The organism is Thalassobacillus sp. B23F22_16, assembly GCF_043496955.1.
Taxonomy (GTDB): domain Bacteria; phylum Bacillota; class Bacilli; order Bacillales; family Halobacillaceae; genus Thalassobacillus; species Thalassobacillus devorans_A.
Window position 1 is genome coordinate 106,616 of record NZ_JBIEKD010000008.1, and the last position, 20,553, is coordinate 127,168.

A 20,553-nucleotide genomic window follows, 5' to 3' on the forward strand; every position below is an offset into this window, starting at 1 on the left:
CCCTTTCCTCTACTTTAAGGAGTGATATTAGCAATGAACAAAGTCATGTCCAATAAATGGATGATCGCTTTTTATATCATGCCGGCTTTATTGATGGTAGCTATTCTTATTTTCGTTCCTCTCGTACTGAGTGCTTACTATGGACTGATGGAGTGGAACGGTATTGGCGCTATGGATTTTATCGGTATGGAAAATTACATAGCGGCCATTAAGGACGCAGCATTCTGGGATAGTGCTTTGCACTCTTTTCTGCTCGCCTTATTTTCTAGCCTGAGTCTATTAATCTATCTTGCGATTTCGATGATCTTGGCATCGAAAATTAAAGGAGCTGACTTTCTGCGGAAAATTTACTTGATTCCAATGCTCCTGTCTTCTGTTGCGATAGCACAATTGTGGATCAAGGTATACAACCCGGCGAACGGGATGCTAAACCGTGCGCTTATGTGGTTTGGATGGGACAGCCCGCCTGCGTGGTTGGCAAACCAAGACATTGTCCTGTTTGCCATTTTTGTACCTATTCTTTGGCAGTATGCTGGATTTTACATTCTTATTTATTACGCTGCACTTAAAAATATTCCCGAATCCTTAATTGAAGCCGCGAAAATCGATGGTGCTACTCCAATTCAAATTGCATATCATATCAAGCTGCCTTTAATCAAAGGAATCGTAAAAGTGACAGTCGTTCTCGCCATTGTTGGATCTTTAAAGTATTTTGATCTGATTTATGTCATGACTAATGGAGGACCGAACGGAGCCAGTGAGGTAATGGCATCGTATATGTACAAGCTAGCGTTCAGCACCAATGAGTTCGGTTACGGCAGCGCTATCGGTTTTCTCTTGCTGGTGATTACGTTGATTGTAACAGTTATTGTCCGTAAACTGACCGAAGATAAAGAAAACATTCAGTATTAAAGGGGGAGAGGGACTATGAAGAAATTGTGGTACGTAGTGCTATACATTTGTCTCGGTATTGTCGCTGTCTTTCAACTGCTCCCGATCATATGGCTGTTTTTGTTTTCCCTGAAAAGCAATAGTGAGATATTCGGGGGGAATCCGTTTGCTCTTCCGAAAAAGTGGCTGTGGGAAAATTACGCGAAAGTATGGGAAGGCGGAATTGGTCTCTACTTTTTCAACAGTGTATGGATCACCGTCGTTGCCATTATTTTCACTGCCCTTTTTGCCAGTATGGCGACTTTCGCCATTACTCGGATGCAATGGAAGTTCGATAAGTTTGTACTTGGGTTATTTATGGTCGGATTAATGATTCCGATTCATTCTGCAATTATTCCCTTGTTCAGTATGTTTTTGAATGTGAACCTAATTGATAATCCGATTTCAATTGTGCTTACGTATACGGCATATAACCTGCCTATTACGATGATGATTCTGCTTGGTTTTTACTACACACTTCCGAAAGAAATCGAAGAAGCAGCAATTATGGATGGCTGTTCGATTCACAGGTTGTTTTTCCGCATCATTCTGCCGATGACGACCCCTGTGTTATCAACGATTGTCATTATCAACATGATCTACAATTGGAATGAGTTCGTTTTCGTCAACACATTTATAAGCTCCGATAAATACAAAACACTTACCGTTGGTATTCAAAATTTCATTGGTCAATATATGACCGACTGGGGAGCTATCGGGGCAACACTAATCATTAGTCTGCTCCCTATTCTTATCGCGTTCATTTTCTTTAGTAATAAGGTTGTAGAAGGAATATCTTCAAGCGCGGTTAAAGGTTAAAGTCAATTTTTCAGTTTCTGGAATGTGAACCGAGCGTTCCATGTAATCAAAAATGCAAATAAACTGATTCCAAAAATGGCGCTGACAGCTGGAAACAGCACATAGAGAATAGTCAGAAGAATTGTTGTAAGACCAAGGAAAAACGACGCTGTCGGGTTCACAATAAGTAGGAAAAATGTATTTTTGATTACTTCTCCCACCGTGTACTCGAAGTGGGCGTAAACCGGGAAAATGTACAATAAATAATGTGCCAGGATGAAGATGAAGGCGAAAAACGGGATGGATAGAAGGCTTTGGTTGTTCTGTAAATAAAATATATCAAGATAAACTAACAACAGTAAAAAATTAATCCAAAGACCAAGGACATTTAATTTCACGAAGTCCTTACGGTAATAGTGATAGAACATGGATAGGACTTTTTGATCAGTTTTGCCGTTCAGCCATTTCCTTGTGACACTGAAAGCCGCCCCTGTGGCAGGATAGATTCCAAGAACAATGAGTCCGGCCAGCGTGCCGAGCACCCATAATAGCTGTAGGAAAGCAAATTTTGTTATCCATTCCATTGCCTGATAAAGCTTACTTGAAAAGGTTTTCATCATAATGACCTCCCAAAACGGTTTATTTCGTGGTACTTATTGTACCGCAAATTTTTGAATCGTCCAGGGGTTCATCCATAATTATAAAGACAGGAGGAAATAAAATGACTTACTTTGAAAACATTCCAAATATTAACTATGAAGGTGCCGTTTCGAAAAATCCATATGCATTCAAATTCTACAATCCCGAAGAAAAAATTGGTGGACATACGATGGAAGAGTATCTCCGATTCGGTATCGCCTACTGGCATACGTTTACGGAAGATTTGTCCGATCCGTTTGGTGTCGGTACTGCAGTACGTAATTGGAATCATTACGATGGTATGGACCTGGCGAAAGCCCGGGTAGAGGCGGCTTTTGAATTTTTCGAAAAGCTCGGTGTGCCATACTTCTGTTTCCATGACGTCGATATCGCTCCAGAAGGAGATACACTCGCTGAGACGAACAATAATCTTGATACGATTGTTTCGATGATTAAAGACTATATGAAAGACAGCAAAACGAAACTTTTGTGGAACACAGCAAATAATTTCACACATCCTCGTTTTATCCACGGCGCTGCTTCCTCGAACAATGCAGACGTGTTTGCTTACGCGGCGGCGAAAGTGAAAAAGCAGCTCGAAATCGGCAAGGAGCTTGGAGGAGAGAATTACGTCTTTTGGGGCGGACGTGAAGGGTATGAGACCCTCCTTAACACGGATATGAAAATCGAACTCGATAACTTAGGCCGGTTTTTCCATATGGCAGTCGATTATGCCAAAGAAATTGACTTCGACGCCCAGTTCCTTATTGAACCAAAACCGAAAGAGCCGACAACTCACCAGTATGATTTCGATGTAGCCTCTGGCCTAGCGTTCCTGGAGAAGTATGATTTAAAGGATCATTTTAAATTTAATATTGAAGCCAACCATGCGACCCTGGCCGGCCACACATTCGAACACGAACTTCACTATGCACGCGTTAACGGTGTGCTCGGGTCGGTCGATGCTAACCAGGGACATCCTTTGCTCGGCTGGGATACAGATGAATTTCCGACAGATCTGTATGCCACGACATTAGCAATGTATGAAATTATCAAAAACGGTGGGCTGGGGAGAGGTGGCCTGAACTTTGATGCCAAAGTGCGCCGCGGTTCATTCGAACAGGATGATCTTGTATATGCCCATATTGCCGGTATGGACAGCTTTGCTGTTGGTTTGAAAATTGCACAGCAAATGTATGATGACCGTGTACTTGAAGATATCATCAGCGAGCGCTACAGCAGCTATCAAAGCGGAATTGGAAAAGATATTGTCAACGGAAAAGCAGATTTCCATTCCCTTGAAAAACACGCTCTTGGTCTTAAGGAAATCAATCACCAGTCCGGGCGACTTGAACTGATTAAATCGACAATAAACCAATACTTGTTAAGAGCATATGCAGGAGAGTGATAAAGTGGCATACACAGTAGGAGTGGATCTCGGGACGAGCGCGGTAAAGGCGCTCGTTGTCGACCGGGAAGGACAGATTATTGATGAAGTATCCAGACCACTATCGCTTTCACAACCGAAGAGTGGCTGGAGCGAACAGGACCCGGAGGAATGGGTTAAAGAGACTGTGGAAGCGTTAAAAATTTTAACAGATAGATTGGAGAAAGACGTAAGTGAGATAGAGGGGTTGAGTTTTTCCGGACAAATGCACGGTCTCGTCCTGCTCGATCAAAAATACAATGTCGTACGTCCTGCGATTTTGTGGAACGATACCAGAACAACAGAACAGTGTCAGGAGATTTATGAAAAAGTAGGAGAAAAGAAACTTCTTTCCATTACGAAGAATCCGGCGCTTGAAGGTTTTACTCTGCCAAAGATTTTATGGGTGAAAGAATACGAACCGGAGAACTTCAGGCGAGCAATGACGTTTGTACTACCAAAGGATTATGTACGTTACCGGCTCACGGGAGAACTTTGCATGGAGTATTCTGATGCTGCTGGCACTCTGCTGCTTGATATCGAGAATAAAGACTGGAGTACGGAGGTCTGTAAGGCTGTTGGTCTTCCTATCTCCTTTTGTCCTCCGCTGGTCGCTTCGACCAATCAGACTGGGACTGTGACATTGACGGAAACAGGGTTGTCCCGAAATACAAAAGTGTTTGCCGGAGGAGCCGATAACGCATGTGGTGCAGTTGGTACTGGAATTTTAAGAGAAGGAAAGACATTATGCAGTATCGGAACCTCTGGAGTTGTTCTTTCTTATGAAGCGGATGCGGGTAAAGATTTTGGAGGAGAAGCGCACTACTTTTACCATGCCGCACCTGATGCTCTTTACACAATGGGTGTGACGCTCGCAGCTGGCTACAGTCTGAGCTGGTTCAAGGACGTGTTCGCTCCTGGAGAGGAATTCGAAGATTTCTTGGAGGATGTTGAAGAAGTGCCTCCAGGAGCTCGTGGTCTTTTATTCACACCATATATTGCTGGAGAGAGAACACCGCACGCCGACGCAACCATACGAGCGACGTTCACTGGTATGGACTCCTCTCATCGTCGGGAAGATTTCGTACGAGCTGTGATGGAAGGCATCACTTTTTCTCTGAACGAATCAATTGAAATGTTTCGTAAGAATGGAAAGAAAATCGACACCATTATTTCAATCGGTGGTGGTGCAAAAAATGAAGAATGGCTTCAGATGCAAGCAGATATTTTCAATGCAACGATCGTGAAGTTGAAGAGTGAGCAGGGACCAGGAATGGGTGCCGCAATGATCGCCGCTTACGGGTGTGGTTGGTACGATACGCTAGCAGATTGTGCGGACTCCTTTTTAGAAGAAGCAGAGTACTTTGAACCGAATAGAGAGCGCGTCGAGACGTACAAACGACTTTTCTCCATTTATCAAAAGGTTTATCACCAGACGGAAGAGCTGAGTGAAGAGCTCAAAGATTTCAGGAAGTAGAACAGGAGGAGAGATATGAAGTATCGTCAATTAGGAAAGACAGGTATAGAAATTAGTGAACTTAGCTTCGGAACTTGGGCAATTGGCGGCAGCTGGGGAAACACGGATGATGAAAAAGCACTGGCGGGTCTTGAAAGAGCGCTGGCAGGTGGCGTGAATTTTTTCGACACGGCCGATGTGTACGGTATGGGACACAGTGAGAAGTTACTCGGGAAAGTGACGAAAGGAAGAGATGTTTATATCGCTACCAAGTTCTGTCGCCAAGGAAAGATCGATGACCCGGCGACTTATTCTGAAAAACAGGTACGAGCCTATCTTGAAGACAGTCTGCACCGCTTGGGCAGGGAGTACGTCGATTTGTATCAAATCCACTGCCCTCCTTTGTCTATCATTAAACAGGGAGACGTATTCGAGACACTTGAAAAACTGAAAGCGGAAGGGTTGATTCGTTCCTACGGTGTAAGTGTGGAGTCAGTTGAAGAAGGTTTGTACGTGATGGAACATACGAAGGCTGACGTACTGCAAATAATTTTCAATATCTTCCGCCAGAAACCTCTTGAGCAATTGCTTCCGATGGCGGAGGAAAAGGGAGTCGGTATTCTCGCCCGGGTGCCCCTCGCCAGTGGCCTTTTGACCGGAAAATATGAGAAAAATCATTCCTTCCAGGAAGATGATCATCGCCATTTCAATAGAGGAGGAAAGGCGTTCAACATTGGAGAAACGTTTGCTGGCCTTGAATTCAATAAAGGGGTCGAACTTAGTAATGAAATCGCATGGATCGAGAACGGGCGTGGAAACAGAACACGTGCTGCATTGAAATGGATTCTTCAGCAGCCCGGCATTACAGCAGTTATTCCCGGTTTCCGTAATGTGCGGCAAGTGGAAGATAACCTTGCGGCTCTGGATGTTCCTGATTTTACGAAGGAAGAGCTTGAGAAACTCCAGAATTTTCATGAGAAGAAGGTCGTTCCACAAATTCAAGGGACATACTGATGATTTATTGGATATATAAGAATGTAGATAAACGGTATGAGGTTGTGAAAAATGAACAGCATTTTGCCCGAAGAAAGAAAGGCTGCCCAGATAGGGTTATAGATGTTAATGAATACGTTTGTCCTGGGGAGTTAACATTAGTGTGACTTAGACAGTTAAGAACAATTCTGCCTACATAGTTGACTTCCCAGAAGTTATTATGAAAGCGATTACTTCCATGAAAGGAGGAAGGAGTAGTTAAATCTGCTACTCCGCCATACATGAATAAGAACGTGTATATAGTATTAATTACGCTTGTGGCCACTCTTGGAGGGTTGCTATTTGGGTATGATACAGCTGTCATTTCAGGTGCGGAAGGACCACTACAAACCTATTTTGCTGATGGATTGAATTTAAGTTCTCTTGTCCATGGATTAACGGTTTCCAGTGCCTTGATAGGATGTATCATCGGCGGATTGTTGTCTGGATTATTTGCATCTATGTTAGGAAGAAAACGAACATTAATTTTGGCTGCTGCGCTGTTCCTGGTTTCTGCATTTGGTTCTGCTTATCCAGAATTTTTATTTTTTACTATGGGAGAACCTACATACGGGCTCCTAATAGTATTTAACCTTTACCGGATCATTGGAGGAATAGGAGTAGGCCTTGCGTCCGCTGTCGCCCCGATGTATATCGGCGAGGTGGCTCCATCTGAGATCAGAGGAAGGCTGGTATCACTGAACCAATTCGCTATCATTTTTGGGATGCTTGTCGTTTATTTTGTAAACTGGGGCATTGCCAGGGGCCAAACGGAAGCCTGGGTCAATGAGATAGGGTGGCGACTCATGTTCGCATCTGAAGCAATCCCAGCTTTATTGTTCTTACTGCTTTTATTTACTGTTCCAGAGACCCCTCGTTATTTAGCTTCACAGAAAAAACAGGATGAAGCGTTGAAAGTATTGAAGAGAATTTATGAACAGAATATGGCAAAGGCAACGTTATATGAAATTAACCAATCGTTTGATACGAAAAAAGGTAAATTGTTTTCTTTTGGTGTTTCAATAGTAGTTGTTGGTATTCTTCTATCTGTGTTTCAGCAATTTGTTGGCATAAATGTAGCTTTATATTATGCTCCGCGTATTTTTGAAAGTATGGGGGCGGCCAGGGATGCGTCCATGTTCCAAACGATTATCATGGGACTTGTAAATGTAATATTTACAATTATAGCCATCTTGACTGTCGACAAGTTTGGAAGAAAGCCACTGTTGATTATTGGATCGATCGGCATGACGATCGGGATGTTCGGGGTTGCCGGATTGGCCTTCGCTAATGCTATCGGCATAGCGACACTTGTCTTTATCATCATTTACACGGCTTCTTTTATGATGTCATGGGGGCCGATCGTGTGGGTGTTGATATCTGAAATCTTTCCGAACAAAATCAGAGGAAAAGCAGTCGCTATCGCTGTTGCAGCTCAATGGGCAGCAAACTACTTCATTTCTTCCACATATCCTATGATGATGGAATTCAGCGGAGGGTTGACATATAGCTTTTATGGGTTAATGAGTATATTGTCCGGCCTTTTTGTGTGGAAGTTTGTTCCGGAAACAAAAGGAAAATCGCTGGAGCAGCTTGAAATGAGATTAAGAAGAGAACGTTCCTCCAATACGAGTCAAAAGTCGCACGCTCAATCAAATTAATTGGAAAAATGGGAGGAAGCGGTTTATGAATATCAAGACAGAAAAGATTCAACTTCCTGGTCATGAAACCTGGACTTTGTTTCAATTGGAAAATGACCAGGGGATGAGCGTTCATTTTCTAAACTTTGGCGGTATAATCACCAATATTTCTGTACCCGATCGGAACGGAGATTATAAAAATGTCGTGCTTAGCTATAAAAACTTCGAGGAGTACCTAGAAAATTCAGGGTATCTCGGGGCTTTAATCGGTCGGGTTGCCGGCCGTATCAAGCAAGCTTCTTTTCAAATAGATGGAAAAGAGTATAAGGTCGAAGCGAATGAAGGAGAACATCATCTTCACGGCGGGAGCCAGGGATTTCACCAGCGGCTTTGGCAAGCTTCTTCTTTTGAAAATGATGGAGAGATAGGTGTCACGCTATCATGCCTAAGTCCAGGGATGGAGGGAGGATATCCAGGGACATTAAAAGTGGAGGTAACCTACAGGTTGACTAACAAAAATCAACTGGTTATTGATTATGCCGCAGAAACCTCTCAGACCACGGTGCTGACATTGACCAATCATTCTTACTTTAATTTAAGCGGCCATCCGGATACTACAGTTCATCATCATACTTTACGTTTAAACAGTGCACGTTTTGCGGAGTTGGATGAGGAGCTCATCCCAACGGGAGAATGGCTCAACTTAAAAGAGACGCCATTCGGTTTTCAAAATCAGAGAAAGCTCAGTTCCAGCCTTTCTTATGAAACACCTCAACAAATTGTTGTAAATGGCGGAATTGATCATTACTTTCTGTTCGATGGGTACAATAAGCCAGATATCCTGCTGAAGGATGAAAAGTCAGGTCGCACTCTTGAAATTGAAACTGATCAGCCAGGTGCTGTAATCTATACTTCTAATAATCTACCAGCAGGAAAAGACTTGGCAAAAGGGCAAACGAAGAAACATGGAGGGATCTGTATCGAAACACAAAGTTATCCGGCATCCCTCCACAATTCAGGGTTTCCTGAAATCGTTCTTACCCCTGAGCAGCCCTACCATAAACGAACGTTATTTAAGTTTGGTACAGAAACAACTCAATGAGTAGGATTGATGAAATGTTAGAATTCGCCTTAGAAAGTGACTTTCAGGATATCTGATAATCTTATACATTAAGAATTTTAAATTTCGCTGCAAAGCTTGAAAGTGTAGACAGCCAATATAATGGCCCTAGTGTGCCAGCTTTTGACCAATCCCTGCCATAGTATTGCCCTAATAGTGATTACGCTGATCCTTCCTCCTAAATAATAAAGAAGCAACTTAAGGTTGCCATTTTATTATTTAGGTTTTTTTTGTGGTTAAATATCTAGAATTTTTAGGACTTCTTTCGCAAGGAGTCACAAAAAAGGGGAATTGCTACGATTTACGGCATTCTTAACTTTGCTGGGAGGGGAGCATTGAATGTTCCAGGTTCAGTGTCCCTAATAATATTAGCTTGAGAAATCTCTTGTAAAACTCCTATAATCAAGTAAGAAGAATAAAGAAGCCGTGATGGGAGTCGTTGATATGGGAAATGAATCGATTATAAAAAAAGAGTTTTTGGAAGTTGTGAAGATTAAGGAAGTTGGAGAAGGGATGAGGGTATGCCTTGATTTTATCGATATATTACAGCCACACGATGGCGTGTATGTCGGCAATACCGGGCATGGCTATGTGAAGGTGCTTTCCGAAAATCGGGAGTCAGAAAATTATCCTCCCCGACCTTTTCGTATTAACTGTGGTGCGTTTCATCAATATTTATACCAGGAAGATAAGACCCATTATTTACATGAACTGAATCCTGGAGAGAAAGTGATCGTGCAAGGAGAGCAGGAAGAAAGGGAACTGCCGCTTGGTCGTGTGAAAATAGAAAAGCGTCCATTTGTAAGAGTGGAATGCCAAAGTGAGGATGGAATTGTGTCTGCTACCTTACAGAAATCAACGAGTGTTCATGTATTAGAAGAAAACAAGGGAGAAGTAGCTATCGAAGATTTAGAAGTCGGCGATCGCATCCTTGGCTTGAAAGATCAGCCCGGCCGTCACTTAGGAGAACAAATCGATGAGGTGATTGTTGAAAAGTGATGACCTCACAACCAATAACCTGACATCCTTTAGGTTTTCTTGATAAGCTATTAATATAAGAAGTTTCTGAGAGAAAGGAGAAAGTTATGAGATTAGCATTCCTATACGATATTCATGGTAACGCACGTGCCTTGGATGCTGTGTTGGAGGATATCGAAAACAGAAATGTCGACCAATTGTTTGTTCTTGGTGATATCGCTTATCGAGGGATTGAGCCAGAGCGTTCGGTTGAATTGGTACGGGGGCTTGATGCACAAGTTATCAAAGGAAACGCAGATGAATGGATTGTCAGGGGCGTCCAGGAAGGCGAAGTCCCTGATAAAGTGATCGAAGGTATGAATCAGGAAAGAGACTGGGCACATGCCAATATGACGAGCGAGTCGGTAAACTATCTGAACGAACTGCCACGAGAGATAAAGGAAGAATAGAAAGGAATAAACATCCACGGATTCCACGCGACACCTGCAGACCTATTTGAAGTGGTTTTGCCGGATGCCACAGAGGAAGAAATGAAAGATCGTCTGATGGTAAATCAACTGGCTGATGTCTATATTTACGGGCATATTCATAAGCCGTATATCCGCTATATCAATGGTAAAATGGTGAACAATACAGGGAGCGTTGGTCTACCTTTCGATGGGTTGGCACAGCCATCTTATGTGTTGATCGATATCGGAGGGAATGGAGTGCAAGCCTCGATTGTAAGGACGAATTATGATTTAGCTGGATTAGTAGAAGATATAGAAGCTTCTGATTACCCTCAAAAAGATGTACTGACGAACTTATTAATAAAAGCTTCCGTTTAAGGCTTATTAAACACTAACCACACCCCGGATCCCTCCAAATTTTGGAGGGATCCGGGGTGATAAGAGGCAGAAGTTCCTCTGCCAAAATTAATTCCTTTATTTTTATTATTCAATTACAACCAACCATTTTAATTTTTTCTTCGCTTCTCTTCCCCAGTTTTTCACAGCATCCACCGTAGTGTTTTCTTTCATAGCAATTTCCGAATAAGAAAGATCCTCTATAATGTAATACCTCATCCATTTCCATTGTTTTTCTGTCAATTCTTTTTGAATACCGTTCCAAAAATAGCAGTCTTCCGGATAATCATACGTGCTGTTATCTTCGAGAGTAGCGTGCTGATCCACATAATTCTTCTCGTTCTCTGCTGCTTTGGAATGCTTGCGGATCAGGTCGATGAAGCGGTGGTGAATTTTATAGTTTGCCAGCTGACGGAATGTTCCTCGTGATGGATCGTAAGTCTGATAGGCTTCCCAGAGTGTGATGCAGCCTTCCTGGTAGAATTCCTGCTCCGGGTCGTTGATATGTAGCTTGTGGATATGGTAGTGAATCATGTTGTCGTATTGCTTTAATACTTCCTCGAATGGCTGGTCTAACAAGTTCGACATGGTTATTCTCGTTTCGAGAACCGGTTCTGCAGTTATTAGATATCTATTACTATTATCTGAAGTTAGGTAGTGTTTGGTGTTGTAGCGGATGAAAATATTTTTGAATAGCAGTGGAGGTTATAGCATGATGTGGTAATGTTAAGAAGAATGATAACGAAAGGTGCGGTGTAGATGACAATTTGTAATCGGTGTGGGGAGCATAAAGCGAAAATAACGATGGCTTGGGAGGATGGACCGGAATCGTTATGCATTGATTGTTATAACCATATGCTTTCGGTAGAGTTGGGCATCGAAATTGAAAATAAAGTCGAAGAGTTGACGGTCAAAGATAGCGAAGGCATAAAGCGTACGTTTTTGATTGAGCAAAAGCTGGACCCAATGGGGATATTTATCCGGGCAGAAGAGAATGTAGCGTATGGTTATGAGTTTGCGGTCCATGGCGAATTGTATTGTGACCAGAATGAGCTCCTGCAAAAACTGATTAACAAAATAAAGCAGGGGGTAGGCGTTTCCTATATCGAGGAAAGGGCTTTTCCAAATGGACAAATGTATCACTCTATGGTTCATAATCAGCTGGTTGGAAGAGTAGATTCGAGTGGACTTCACGAGTTGCCGGTCATCGTTGTGGACGGTAAACCTTATACGTGGGAACAGATAGGGAAAATGATGAACACCTATGAAGGCTTCCAGTTCGAGCTGAAAATTCGTGACTTGTTCGATGACATTGATTAGCCCTGGGTTCAGGCACCCTGGTAGGTGGAGGAGCCTGGTGTCTGAACCCGGCAGTCTTATCCTGCAAGATAGCTTTTTACTGGTAAAGGTTCATCGTATGTATAGCTCTGGATATGGTAGGTCAGACTCCAGGACATAGCCACGGGAGTCTGACCCACTGTATTGAGATTTTTGATTTCGACATGGTTTCACCAGTAACAGTGTTCTTTTGGAAGAAAGTGGGCTAGGTTCAGGCACCCTGGGAGAGGAGAAATCCTGGTGTGGCTAATCCCTTTTTCTCCTTATCCAAAAGACAGCTATTAGCAGTGATATACCAGCTGTAAGCAAGGTCGTTTTAAAGTATGGCGGCAAGTAGGTGAATTCTATTGTTTCATCTCCTGGCTGGATGGCAGTACCTGGCATGGCGTAGTTGACTTGTTCTACATCGCGTTTTTCTCCATCGACTTTAACCTGCCACCCTTTTTCATAAGGGACAGGGATAGCCAGGTAACCTTTCTTATCTGCTTGCACGCTTTCAATGGTAACTCGGTTGCCGGCGAGGGTGACCTTTGGCTGGTGATTGTCTTTTTGTGAGGCTTCTTCTAATGCTTCGTAATCTTTTGCATAGATTTCTAGATTATTGAGTGTATAATCTCCTTCTGGCACGCGGATAGAGATAGTTTCTTCTTTTGGTACACGGATCGTGATGTCATTGACATTGGTTTTGTAAATGGATTCCCGGGATTTTCTAGTGGTGCGGAAGTCATTGACCTGCAAGGCGAAGCCGGGTGCCTCTTTTACATTGTTCACTAGATGAAAAGATACATAGATGTCTTCTGCATTAGACTCAACAACCGATGCTGGAAGTGTAATGTCGAGCCCACCTTCTTTTTCTTCTACTACAAGACGTCCCTCGGAATAAGTGCCGCCTTCTACCGCGATGTCTGTCTCCTCCATAAAATTATCATGCTTTGGAATGTTTCCTGCAGTTGTGTTTGCACCTTTGACAATAAGTCCTTGGAGCATCGCCTGTTCGCGGGAGACTGGATGACTGTTTTGGAGTGCTTCTTCGCTGTAAATCTGTTCCGATATCTGCACGAACGGCAATGGATTGGTATTTTCATAGATAGTATAGTTTTCGCTTTCTTTAGCAGGTTCGAAGCCGTATGGTATATTCGCTTCTTTTCCTTTTTCGTACATCATATAGTTGCCGCCCCACAGACTGTGCAGGCTGGGGCGGTTCCCGAACCCGTAATAGCGGCTGACTGTTTCCCATTGCATATCGATTTCAAGGTCATGGTAATAATAGTTCAACAGATTCCCATTCAGAATACTGGAATAAACGCTCGTCCCCGGGAATCCTTGAATGATCGGTGTATTATTCCTGCCATCTGCCTTCCAAGTTACTCTTGCCAGCGGGGAGGAGTCTGCTTCTAAGACGTCATCAACAAGTTTCTGCTGTTCTTCTCCCAGGTATTTTTCACTCTGGATATAATCTTTCGTAGTTTCTTTCACGCCTCCGTTGGAATAAAGCTTGGCGTACTGGTTTTGGTTGATTACGAAAAGCTGAGTCAGGACAACGATAAGGATGAGACCAACATATGCTGCCCTGTAATTTCTGATGTTTAGAAAAATGGCTGGGATGAGCAACATGGCTGATATTGGTATGGATACGGTCCAGAAGCTATCCACCTCGAGACTCGAGTCTGCTAAGTGAAAGATAGCATAGAGAGTAGTAACTCCCAGTACGGATAAAGCCAACATTTTCTTCGTCACCTTTTTCAACGCAGGCAATCCGGCTGCCACAGCACCTCCAATAGCGAATGATGCCAGGTATTCATATCGGTGCTGGGGAGCGGATAACCCGTTGAAAAAACTGGCTGCCCAGGGCATGAAATGCAGCACGATAATAAGCAGGCTCAATGCTGTGAACAGCTTGAACTGCGGCTTCTTGTATAACGGTAAAAGCCCGAGCATCAGCAGGAACACCGCCGGCACTACCAGGTAGGGACTGTCATATAGGATGTTACTGGTGGCTGAAACTAGCGGAATTTCCTGATCAAAGGGCGGACGGATATTTTGCATAAATCCCCATACGGCTGGGACAAGTCCGACAGAGCCGATGCCGAGTCCGAGTAGGGCGGATCCTGTATAATATTTCAACTGTTTAAGTTTAGATGTTTCTTTTGCCACCAGTGGGAAAATCCACCTGGCTGCGATATACATGCCGGTGAACATGCCGTTTATGTAGGCGAAATAGAAATTATCGAAAAAGGAAAGGGCTGTCGCTGCAATCAGCCAGCCCGGCTTTTGTTCGCGGATGATTTTTTCCACGCCGAGAATCAGAAGCGGGAGCCATAAGAACGCGTCGCCGAAGAATTCCCAATAGGTGACATGGCGGAAATACATGGCCGATACGCCGTAAAGCACTGCTCCGATAAAGGCTGTAAGCAGCCTTCCGTTTATGTAGCGGAATACGTAACTTGTGATGATAAGGATAAGCGTCAGTCTTATGATACTGATGAAAACGGTAGCCTGTGCCCAGAACAGAACATCCGGTTCCTTTATGATGGTGAGCGTTTCAAGAATGAACACCACTGAAACCGTAAGGAAGAAAAAGATATTGACGCCATAATAATAGGCGAGCTGGCTGAATGTTCCGCCACCGAGCCCGAACTCAAACGAGTAAAAGAAATTGCCGTTCGTGAACTGTTCATAAAGCATGGCACGGAACGGCACCATCTGGGAGAGCCCATCATCCGGCCCCGCCATATAGACGCCCTGTGCCCATTGGTATAGGAAGAAAGCATGGGCTAGGATAGCTATGATGAGACTTGCGCCGATAAGCAGGATCGTTTGTTTCGTTGTCATATTGTTCACGCCTTACCTCTTCAAAATTTTACTGGTTACAATGAATGTGATCGGCACGGTGAAAATGACCGCGGCCAGTGGAGCAATGTTTCCGTTGATATGAAGCAGGTCGACAAATACATAGATCAACAGCGAAGACACCGACATATTGACCACCTGGGTGAAGGGGAACATCAGGAATTTAGACAGAGTCGGTTTGACTTTATAGGTGAAGTACACGTTAAGGAAAAACGAAATGACCATGCTGATGAAAAAGGCAAGGATGTGGGAGGGGAGATAATGCCACCCGATAAGGTTATAAAAAAGAACATAAAAAAGATAGTAATTCGCCGTATTCAGTCCGCCGACGATGACGAACCGGGTGAATTCATTATTCCACTTTTTCATAGCGATCGTCTTCTGCCACTGACTTCCTTTGATCACGAGTATCCCTCTTCACATTGCTTTCTTTTACCAAGTAGTGTGGTCGCTTTTTCGTTTCCATATAGATTCTGCCCACATATTCCCCGATTACACCAAGGCTCACCAATTGTACCCCGCCGAGGAACAAGATAGATGAAATGGTGGTGAAATAGCCCGGCACGTCTACGCCTCTTATGAGGATTATCCCGAACATGATCATAATATAGAGAAGGCTAAGGCCCATAATGATTAGCCCGGTGTACAAAACCAGGCGGAGCGGGCGCTGGTTAAAGGAGATGACTCCTTCAATTCCGTATTCCAAAAGCTGTTTCAGCGACCATTGCGATTCGCCGTTTTCCCGCTCGACGTTGTCAAAATGGATCGTCTTTTGATCAAATCCTATCCAGGAAAACAGCCCTTTGGAAAACCGGTTCCCCTCACTGAGGCTGAGAATAGCGTCGACTGCCTGTCTGCCCAGCAGCCGGAAGTCGCCTTCGCCGTCATTCAATTTTACATCTATCAGCCGGTTGACCGCTTTATAGTAAAGCGAAGAGAGGAAGGAGCGGCGTTTCCCTTCCCCGTTGCGGTTACGCTTTGCTATCACCTGCTGGTAACCCTCCTGATAGCCTTCGATTAATCCAGGGATTAGTGAAGGCGGATGCTGGAGGTCGGCGTCCATAATAATTACCGCGTCACCTTTGGCATGCTGAAGTCCGGCAAGTAGGGCGGATTCCTTGCCGAAGTTCCTGCTGAAGGACACATATTTCACTTCCGGGTGTTTATCGGCCAGGATGCGGATATTCAGTAAGGTGTCATCCTGACTTCCGTCATCAACAAATACGACTTCCCAAGAGTAGGGGAGCCTGGCAAATTCCTTTTGAAGTGCGTTATAAACCGGATTGATATTTTCAGCTTCATTATAGCCGGGGATGATAACCGAAACCATTAATTCGTTCATGATGTACCTCCGTCGTTTACTCTGCTATCATCGTACCCTTGCTTCTGCAAATTGAAACTTTGCAGGGTATATAAAAGGGAACGGGATGGAAGTATTTTAACGACATTTTTTATCGTTCTTTCTATTTTGGTGTGCTTTTATTAGTCATTTACAAGGATTTCGTCGAATCATGCTTCTATTCTTTCAGTTGATCAAACATTTGAACAATAAAGTACGATAGCTGTGAATTCACCCCGGAGCCCTCCAAAAATTGGATATATGAGGTTGTGCCATCTTTTTTGCTTATAGAAGAACTACTTATACTGACATAACGTAAGCATATAGCGACCTAACGTCACAGTATAGTGTCCTAACGTTGCCATATACCTCCCTAACTCGGCAATACCGCCCTAACGAAAATATTTATCCTTTATAACCTCTTTTAAAAATCTCCTGGACGCGATGCAGCGTAATGTACGTATCGGGATCAATATTTTCCACCAGCTTTTTAAGCTGGACGATTTCCCGTTTATTTATGACGATGTACAGGACATTTTTATCCGTCTGGCTATAACCGCCTTTTGCTTCGAGAACGGTGACGCCGCGGGACATTTTATCCATGACCACCTTCAGGATTTCATCGCTTTTATCGGAAATGATCATGAGTGCACTGCGTTCTTCCGTCCCTTCCACGATGGCATCAATGACTTTCGCTCCTACATATACGGCAATCAGTGTGTACATGGCTTTTTCTTTTCCAATAACAAAAGAAGAACCTGCGATAACGGTAATATCAATAATCAGCATGGCAGTACCGACACTCCATCCCAGCCATTGGTTGAGCAAACGTGCAAGAATGGTAGTGCCGCCGGATGTTCCCCCAGCTTTAAATATCAAACCAATCCCCATCCCTACAGCCAGCCCGGCAAATAATGCCGCTAACAGGGTGTCGTCATTCAATTGATTGCCCCAGCTGGATGTCATGTAGAGGAAAATGGAGGTAAAAACGATTGAAATTATCGTTAATAAGGTCATTCTTTTTGTAAAATACTTATATCCTATCGCGACGAGAGTAGTATTTAAAACAAAGTTCGTTATTCCAGGAGACCAGCCAAACAAGTAGTAAGTGACAATGGTGATCCCTATAACTCCTCCTTCTGAAAGTTTGTTAGGAATGGCAAAATAATTAATCCCAATTGCAAAAATAAAAGAGCCGATGATTAATAGAATCAAGTCTTTGTTGAAGTTTTTCATAGCGCCCGCCTCCCATTCTACAACGAATTATAAGTGAATCTATGCAATAGTAAAAGGTGTCTTGCACGAATCATGCAAAACACCTTTTGTTCTACTAAACATATGAGTCTTGAGTGTGACTAGGAGTGGGGGATGGTTGGATATTTAAGGTTCTAAAACTAGAACCACGCCATCTTCAATCTGTATAGTGGAGCCGATCGTGGCATTGTCTCTTAGCCAGTCATTGGCATGAATGCTAAGCACATAACCATTATCAGGGATGATTGAATTGTTTCCACCTCTTTGGACGACTTTCCCATCAACCACCGTTACCTCATAACCCCATTGATTTGTCCTGGTACGTTCTCCATGCTCTGGAGTATATTGAATCAATTCCCCTGCTCCTCGACCTTTGTTTACACCATCCAACATACGATAATCGATGACATTCAGGTCATGCCACATGCTGTCGATCAGGAAAGGTTTCATGACTTGTTGCCCAATTTTTTGTGGCATCTGATAGGCTTCCATCATCAGTGGATGCAGCTGTTCTTCATATTCGTTTGCTTCTTCTGATTCGCCTTGTTTCTGTGCCATTAAATAATGAACAGCCAATTCACCAGCTTCTCCATACACGTTTAGATTCTTCAGGTAATCTTCGATGGCGTCCAGGAACTCCTCGTTATCTACTTGCTGTCTTACATCGTCAGGGATTTGCTGTAAATGTTCAAATTTCATGATTAATTCTTCGGCTGCTTGTGTCTCATCATTTGACTCATAGGCTTCCCAGAATGTATCTATCGAAGGTTGGATAGTTACTTGTAACGACGGTAGGCCTAAAACACTCTGTACTAAGAAAGGTTTGATTACTCCCTGGCCCATTTTTTGCGGAATTTGCTCAGACTGGTTGAATAGAGTAATCAGCTCTTCTTTGTACGTCTGTGCCTGCTCTGCCTCGTTATTCTTCGCTGCCATTAAATGCTTGACGGCCACTTCACCAGCTTCTCCATAATACTCTAGTTTTTCAAGGTAAGGTTCAATTTCTGTTAAAAACTTTTCATTATCCATCTCCTGGTTTAATTGCTCTGGCACTTGCTGTAGATGTTCAAACTCTTGGATTAATTCATTCGCTGCCTGTTCCGTCCCTTCATTAGATACACAGGCTTCCCAGAAATTCTCTATCAAAGGTGTCAATGTTAGCGATTCTTTGCTAGAGAGCGGCGAAGAATACGAGTTTTCTGCAAATGACCGCACAAGTTCGGATGCATCACCGCCAAAGGATTGGATACTGCGTTCCCAGGAATTTTCAGGGTTATAATCGGACGGATTCCAGCTATAATCGGCAATCGTATATATCGGTATCTTGGATGCTTCTGCTTCGTTCATGGGGTTTGTCGTTAAACCGATCACCCCGTTTTCAGCCAGGTCGGCATCTCTGTTCACGAGTGGTCCAAGGAATAAACTGTTGCGGTCAAAATCATTGACGGGATAGTTATCCCAAAGTAGCAAGTCGTGCTGGAAGATATCGTATACCTTTTCTGCCCCTTCAGAGGTGATATCTTCGGAGACAACTTTAGGACCTGTCCACATAACGATCGTGTCTTCATTAAGTATTTCAGCAAATCGTTCACGGTAAGAGGTAGTACCATTCCCAGAGTATTCAGTTGGAACTGTAATTAAACGCTCAGCCCCTTCGTGCGTTTGAATGAACTCTTCATTGAAGCGATTCAACAGGTAAGCCTGTGCTGCTGCAACCGGGTCGGCATCATCACCGAAGTTCTCCTTGTCTTGTTCACAATGCAGCTGCTGACTGATATCATCCAAAAAGATAGCGTAGGAACGCACGCCAAGATCCCATACGGCTTCCATTTTTTCAGTCAACAAGTCAAAGTCTTCGTCTCCTGAATAACAAATCGACTGACCTGGGGAAAGTGAGAATGTAAAATTCACATGGTTTTCTTTCGATTTATCGATCAATTCCTTAAGTGCTTTTAATTCATCTTCCGGATAAGGTTCGCGCCAGTCTTCCCTGTGGTAGGGATCATCCTTTGGTGCATAGATGTAATTATTCATTTTATTTTCGCCGTAAAATTCGATCTGGTTTAATCGATCTTCATGAGTCCATGGGGGCCCGTAAAATCCTTCGATAGAGCCGCGGATTGACATCTCGGGCCAGTCACGTATTTCTATTTCTTGAATCAAATCTCTGCCGTTACTCTCCTGGATGAGCTGTTTAAAAGTTTTGGCAGCATAATAGGTGCCTGTCTTATCTTTTCCGGCTAAGACAATCTGCTTCTTATCGGTTTCTTTTGCTACTAGTACATAGCCTTCATTTTTTATGGAGGCCGTACCTTCTACGCCAAGATTATCCAACACTTCTACAGAATCCTGGTTTTCTTCAGGTCCGCCAATCCAGATTGTAACCGGTGTGTTCACTTTATCACCAGGTTCCAGACGGATGATCTCTTTGACCTCCGCTTCCTTAAGCGTTTCTTCTACTTCCTTAACTGCATGTTTATCCGTATCTACGCCAATTACGATTCCTACTTTAGGCGTCAGTGGAAAGGTGTTACCAGTTTTGTCGAATTCCTGAGGTGTAGGGTTGATGTTAAGGGCATCGGTGCTCTCAGCGTTTGCCTGCTTTATCCCAATGATCAGAGGTACACATACCAATGCAATCGAACAAAGCCACAACATCTTCTTCAAGCTGTTAACGGGTGTCATATGATGGCATCCTCCTTTTTGATAATCTATTATGTGAACCTTTTATCTTCTCTCCAGGTGCTGGTCTGAAAGATGCAACGAGTTGAGATAAAAGAGTTGGCAACAATGAAATAATCGTGATGAGGGACTGTGGAAACTCTACGAGGTTTGCGGATGACATTTAGTTATTTTGCTTTGCCCAAAAGTCATAGAAGAATTTATGGTAGGGAACGGAAATCTGACA

18 protein-coding genes are annotated in these 20,553 nt (G+C 43.4%); 11 read left to right on the top strand and 7 right to left on the bottom strand.

From position 1 onward, the window contains the following. Positions 1-33: 33 nt before the first annotated feature. Positions 34-912, top strand: coding sequence for a carbohydrate ABC transporter permease (locus tag ACGTNI_RS08595; protein ID WP_394461592.1), 879 nt, complete (start codon positions 34-36; stop codon positions 910-912). Between the two features lie 15 nt (positions 913-927). Continuing rightward, positions 928-1,749: a carbohydrate ABC transporter permease gene (locus ACGTNI_RS08600; protein ID WP_394461594.1), complete on the top strand. Its 822-nt coding sequence runs from the start codon at positions 928-930 to the stop codon at positions 1,747-1,749. A 2-nt stretch (positions 1,750-1,751) separates the two neighbouring features. On the opposite strand, the gene ACGTNI_RS08605 is transcribed toward ACGTNI_RS08600, so the two are convergent. Beyond that, positions 1,752-2,345, bottom strand: coding sequence for a YesL family protein (locus tag ACGTNI_RS08605; RefSeq protein ID WP_394461596.1), 594 nt, complete (start codon positions 2,343-2,345; stop codon positions 1,752-1,754). Between the two features lie 104 nt (positions 2,346-2,449). On the opposite strand from ACGTNI_RS08605, the gene xylA reads away from it, so the two are divergent. The 8 genes from xylA (at position 2,450) to ACGTNI_RS08645 (ending at position 10,846) form a co-directional block, all read left to right on the top strand. Further along, positions 2,450-3,775, top strand: a complete 1,326-nt coding sequence (xylA, locus tag ACGTNI_RS08610) for a xylose isomerase (protein WP_394461598.1) — start codon at positions 2,450-2,452, stop codon at positions 3,773-3,775. A gap of 4 nt (positions 3,776-3,779) precedes the next feature. Further along, on the top strand, positions 3,780-5,270 hold the full coding sequence (gene xylB / locus ACGTNI_RS08615; RefSeq protein ID WP_394461600.1) for a xylulokinase: 1,491 nt from the start codon (positions 3,780-3,782) through the stop codon (positions 5,268-5,270). A 15-nt stretch (positions 5,271-5,285) separates the two neighbouring features. After that, positions 5,286-6,263: an aldo/keto reductase gene (locus tag ACGTNI_RS08620; protein WP_394461602.1), complete on the top strand. Its 978-nt coding sequence runs from the start codon at positions 5,286-5,288 to the stop codon at positions 6,261-6,263. Between the two features lie 260 nt (positions 6,264-6,523). Continuing rightward, a complete protein-coding gene (gene xylE / locus ACGTNI_RS08625; RefSeq protein ID WP_394461604.1) occupies positions 6,524-7,942 on the top strand; it encodes a D-xylose transporter XylE in 1,419 nt (472 codons plus the stop codon). A gap of 25 nt (positions 7,943-7,967) precedes the next feature. Continuing rightward, positions 7,968-9,023: an aldose epimerase family protein gene (locus ACGTNI_RS08630; RefSeq protein WP_394461606.1), complete on the top strand. Its 1,056-nt coding sequence runs from the start codon at positions 7,968-7,970 to the stop codon at positions 9,021-9,023. Positions 9,024-9,485: 462 nt separating this feature from the next. Then, complete coding sequence (locus ACGTNI_RS08635; protein ID WP_507232737.1) at positions 9,486-10,040, top strand: 3-dehydroquinate synthase II; 555 nt, start codon at positions 9,486-9,488, stop codon at positions 10,038-10,040. A gap of 86 nt (positions 10,041-10,126) precedes the next feature. Continuing rightward, entirely contained in the window at positions 10,127-10,468 is a 342-nt protein-coding gene (locus ACGTNI_RS08640; protein WP_394461610.1) for a metallophosphoesterase family protein, read from the top strand. Positions 10,469-10,549: 81 nt separating this feature from the next. Then, positions 10,550-10,846, top strand: coding sequence for a metallophosphoesterase family protein (locus ACGTNI_RS08645; RefSeq protein WP_394461612.1), 297 nt, complete (start codon positions 10,550-10,552; stop codon positions 10,844-10,846). Between the two features lie 105 nt (positions 10,847-10,951). Here ACGTNI_RS08645 and ACGTNI_RS08650 read toward each other — a convergent pair whose 3' ends face one another. After that, positions 10,952-11,452, bottom strand: coding sequence for a sigma-70 family RNA polymerase sigma factor (locus tag ACGTNI_RS08650; protein ID WP_394461614.1), 501 nt, complete (start codon positions 11,450-11,452; stop codon positions 10,952-10,954). Between the two features lie 171 nt (positions 11,453-11,623). On the opposite strand from ACGTNI_RS08650, the gene ACGTNI_RS08655 reads away from it, so the two are divergent. Continuing rightward, the gene (locus ACGTNI_RS08655; protein ID WP_394461616.1) at positions 11,624-12,184 is read left to right on the top strand and encodes a DUF7686 domain-containing protein; all 561 of its coding nucleotides are present in this window, start codon (positions 11,624-11,626) and stop codon (positions 12,182-12,184) included. A gap of 264 nt (positions 12,185-12,448) precedes the next feature. Here ACGTNI_RS08655 and ACGTNI_RS08660 read toward each other — a convergent pair whose 3' ends face one another. The 5 genes from ACGTNI_RS08660 to ACGTNI_RS08680 all read right to left on the bottom strand — a co-directional run bounded on the left by ACGTNI_RS08660 (position 12,449) and on the right by ACGTNI_RS08680 (position 20,330). Then, the gene (locus ACGTNI_RS08660) at positions 12,449-15,034 is read right to left on the bottom strand and encodes a YfhO family protein (protein ID WP_394461653.1); all 2,586 of its coding nucleotides are present in this window, start codon (positions 15,032-15,034) and stop codon (positions 12,449-12,451) included. Between the two features lie 12 nt (positions 15,035-15,046). Beyond that, complete coding sequence (locus ACGTNI_RS08665) at positions 15,047-15,421, bottom strand: GtrA family protein (RefSeq protein WP_085506101.1); 375 nt, start codon at positions 15,419-15,421, stop codon at positions 15,047-15,049. Continuing rightward, positions 15,405-16,394, bottom strand: coding sequence for a glycosyltransferase family 2 protein (locus tag ACGTNI_RS08670; protein WP_394461618.1), 990 nt, complete (start codon positions 16,392-16,394; stop codon positions 15,405-15,407). The genes ACGTNI_RS08665 and ACGTNI_RS08670 overlap by 17 nt, the downstream gene beginning before the upstream one ends. Positions 16,395-16,796: 402 nt before the next feature. Continuing rightward, a complete protein-coding gene (locus ACGTNI_RS08675) occupies positions 16,797-17,627 on the bottom strand; it encodes a YitT family protein (protein WP_394461620.1) in 831 nt (276 codons plus the stop codon). Positions 17,628-17,771: 144 nt separating this feature from the next. Next, on the bottom strand, positions 17,772-20,330 hold the full coding sequence (locus ACGTNI_RS08680) for a glycoside hydrolase family 84 protein (protein ID WP_394461622.1): 2,559 nt from the start codon (positions 20,328-20,330) through the stop codon (positions 17,772-17,774). Between the last annotated feature and the right edge of the window lie 223 nt (positions 20,331-20,553).

Excerpts from the sequence above, each read along its gene's own strand:
- ACGTNI_RS08600 (WP_394461594.1), top strand. The coding sequence starts at position 928 with ATGAAGAAATTGTGGTACGTAGTGCTATACATTTGTCTCGGTATTGTC.
- ACGTNI_RS08630 (WP_394461606.1), top strand. The coding sequence starts at position 7,968 with ATGAATATCAAGACAGAAAAGATTCAACTTCCTGGTCATGAAACCTGG.
- ACGTNI_RS08650 (WP_394461614.1), bottom strand. The coding sequence starts at position 11,452 with ATGTCGAACTTGTTAGACCAGCCATTCGAGGAAGTATTAAAGCAATAC.
- ACGTNI_RS08640 (WP_394461610.1), top strand. The coding sequence starts at position 10,127 with ATGAGATTAGCATTCCTATACGATATTCATGGTAACGCACGTGCCTTG.
- ACGTNI_RS08645 (WP_394461612.1), top strand. The coding sequence starts at position 10,550 with ATGAAAGATCGTCTGATGGTAAATCAACTGGCTGATGTCTATATTTAC.
- ACGTNI_RS08620 (WP_394461602.1), top strand. The coding sequence starts at position 5,286 with ATGAAGTATCGTCAATTAGGAAAGACAGGTATAGAAATTAGTGAACTT.
- ACGTNI_RS08665 (WP_085506101.1), bottom strand. The coding sequence starts at position 15,421 with ATGAAAAAGTGGAATAATGAATTCACCCGGTTCGTCATCGTCGGCGGA.
- ACGTNI_RS08675 (WP_394461620.1), bottom strand. The coding sequence starts at position 17,627 with ATGAAAAACTTCAACAAAGACTTGATTCTATTAATCATCGGCTCTTTT.
- ACGTNI_RS08660 (WP_394461653.1), bottom strand. The coding sequence starts at position 15,034 with ATGACAACGAAACAAACGATCCTGCTTATCGGCGCAAGTCTCATCATA.
- ACGTNI_RS08635 (WP_507232737.1), top strand. The coding sequence starts at position 9,486 with ATGGGAAATGAATCGATTATAAAAAAAGAGTTTTTGGAAGTTGTGAAG.
- ACGTNI_RS08655 (WP_394461616.1), top strand. The coding sequence starts at position 11,624 with ATGACAATTTGTAATCGGTGTGGGGAGCATAAAGCGAAAATAACGATG.
- xylA (WP_394461598.1), top strand. The coding sequence starts at position 2,450 with ATGACTTACTTTGAAAACATTCCAAATATTAACTATGAAGGTGCCGTT.
- xylE (WP_394461604.1), top strand. The coding sequence starts at position 6,524 with ATGAATAAGAACGTGTATATAGTATTAATTACGCTTGTGGCCACTCTT.
- ACGTNI_RS08605 (WP_394461596.1), bottom strand. The coding sequence starts at position 2,345 with ATGAAAACCTTTTCAAGTAAGCTTTATCAGGCAATGGAATGGATAACA.
- ACGTNI_RS08595 (WP_394461592.1), top strand. The coding sequence starts at position 34 with ATGAACAAAGTCATGTCCAATAAATGGATGATCGCTTTTTATATCATG.
- ACGTNI_RS08680 (WP_394461622.1), bottom strand. The coding sequence starts at position 20,330 with ATGACACCCGTTAACAGCTTGAAGAAGATGTTGTGGCTTTGTTCGATT.
- ACGTNI_RS08670 (WP_394461618.1), bottom strand. The coding sequence starts at position 16,394 with ATGAACGAATTAATGGTTTCGGTTATCATCCCCGGCTATAATGAAGCT.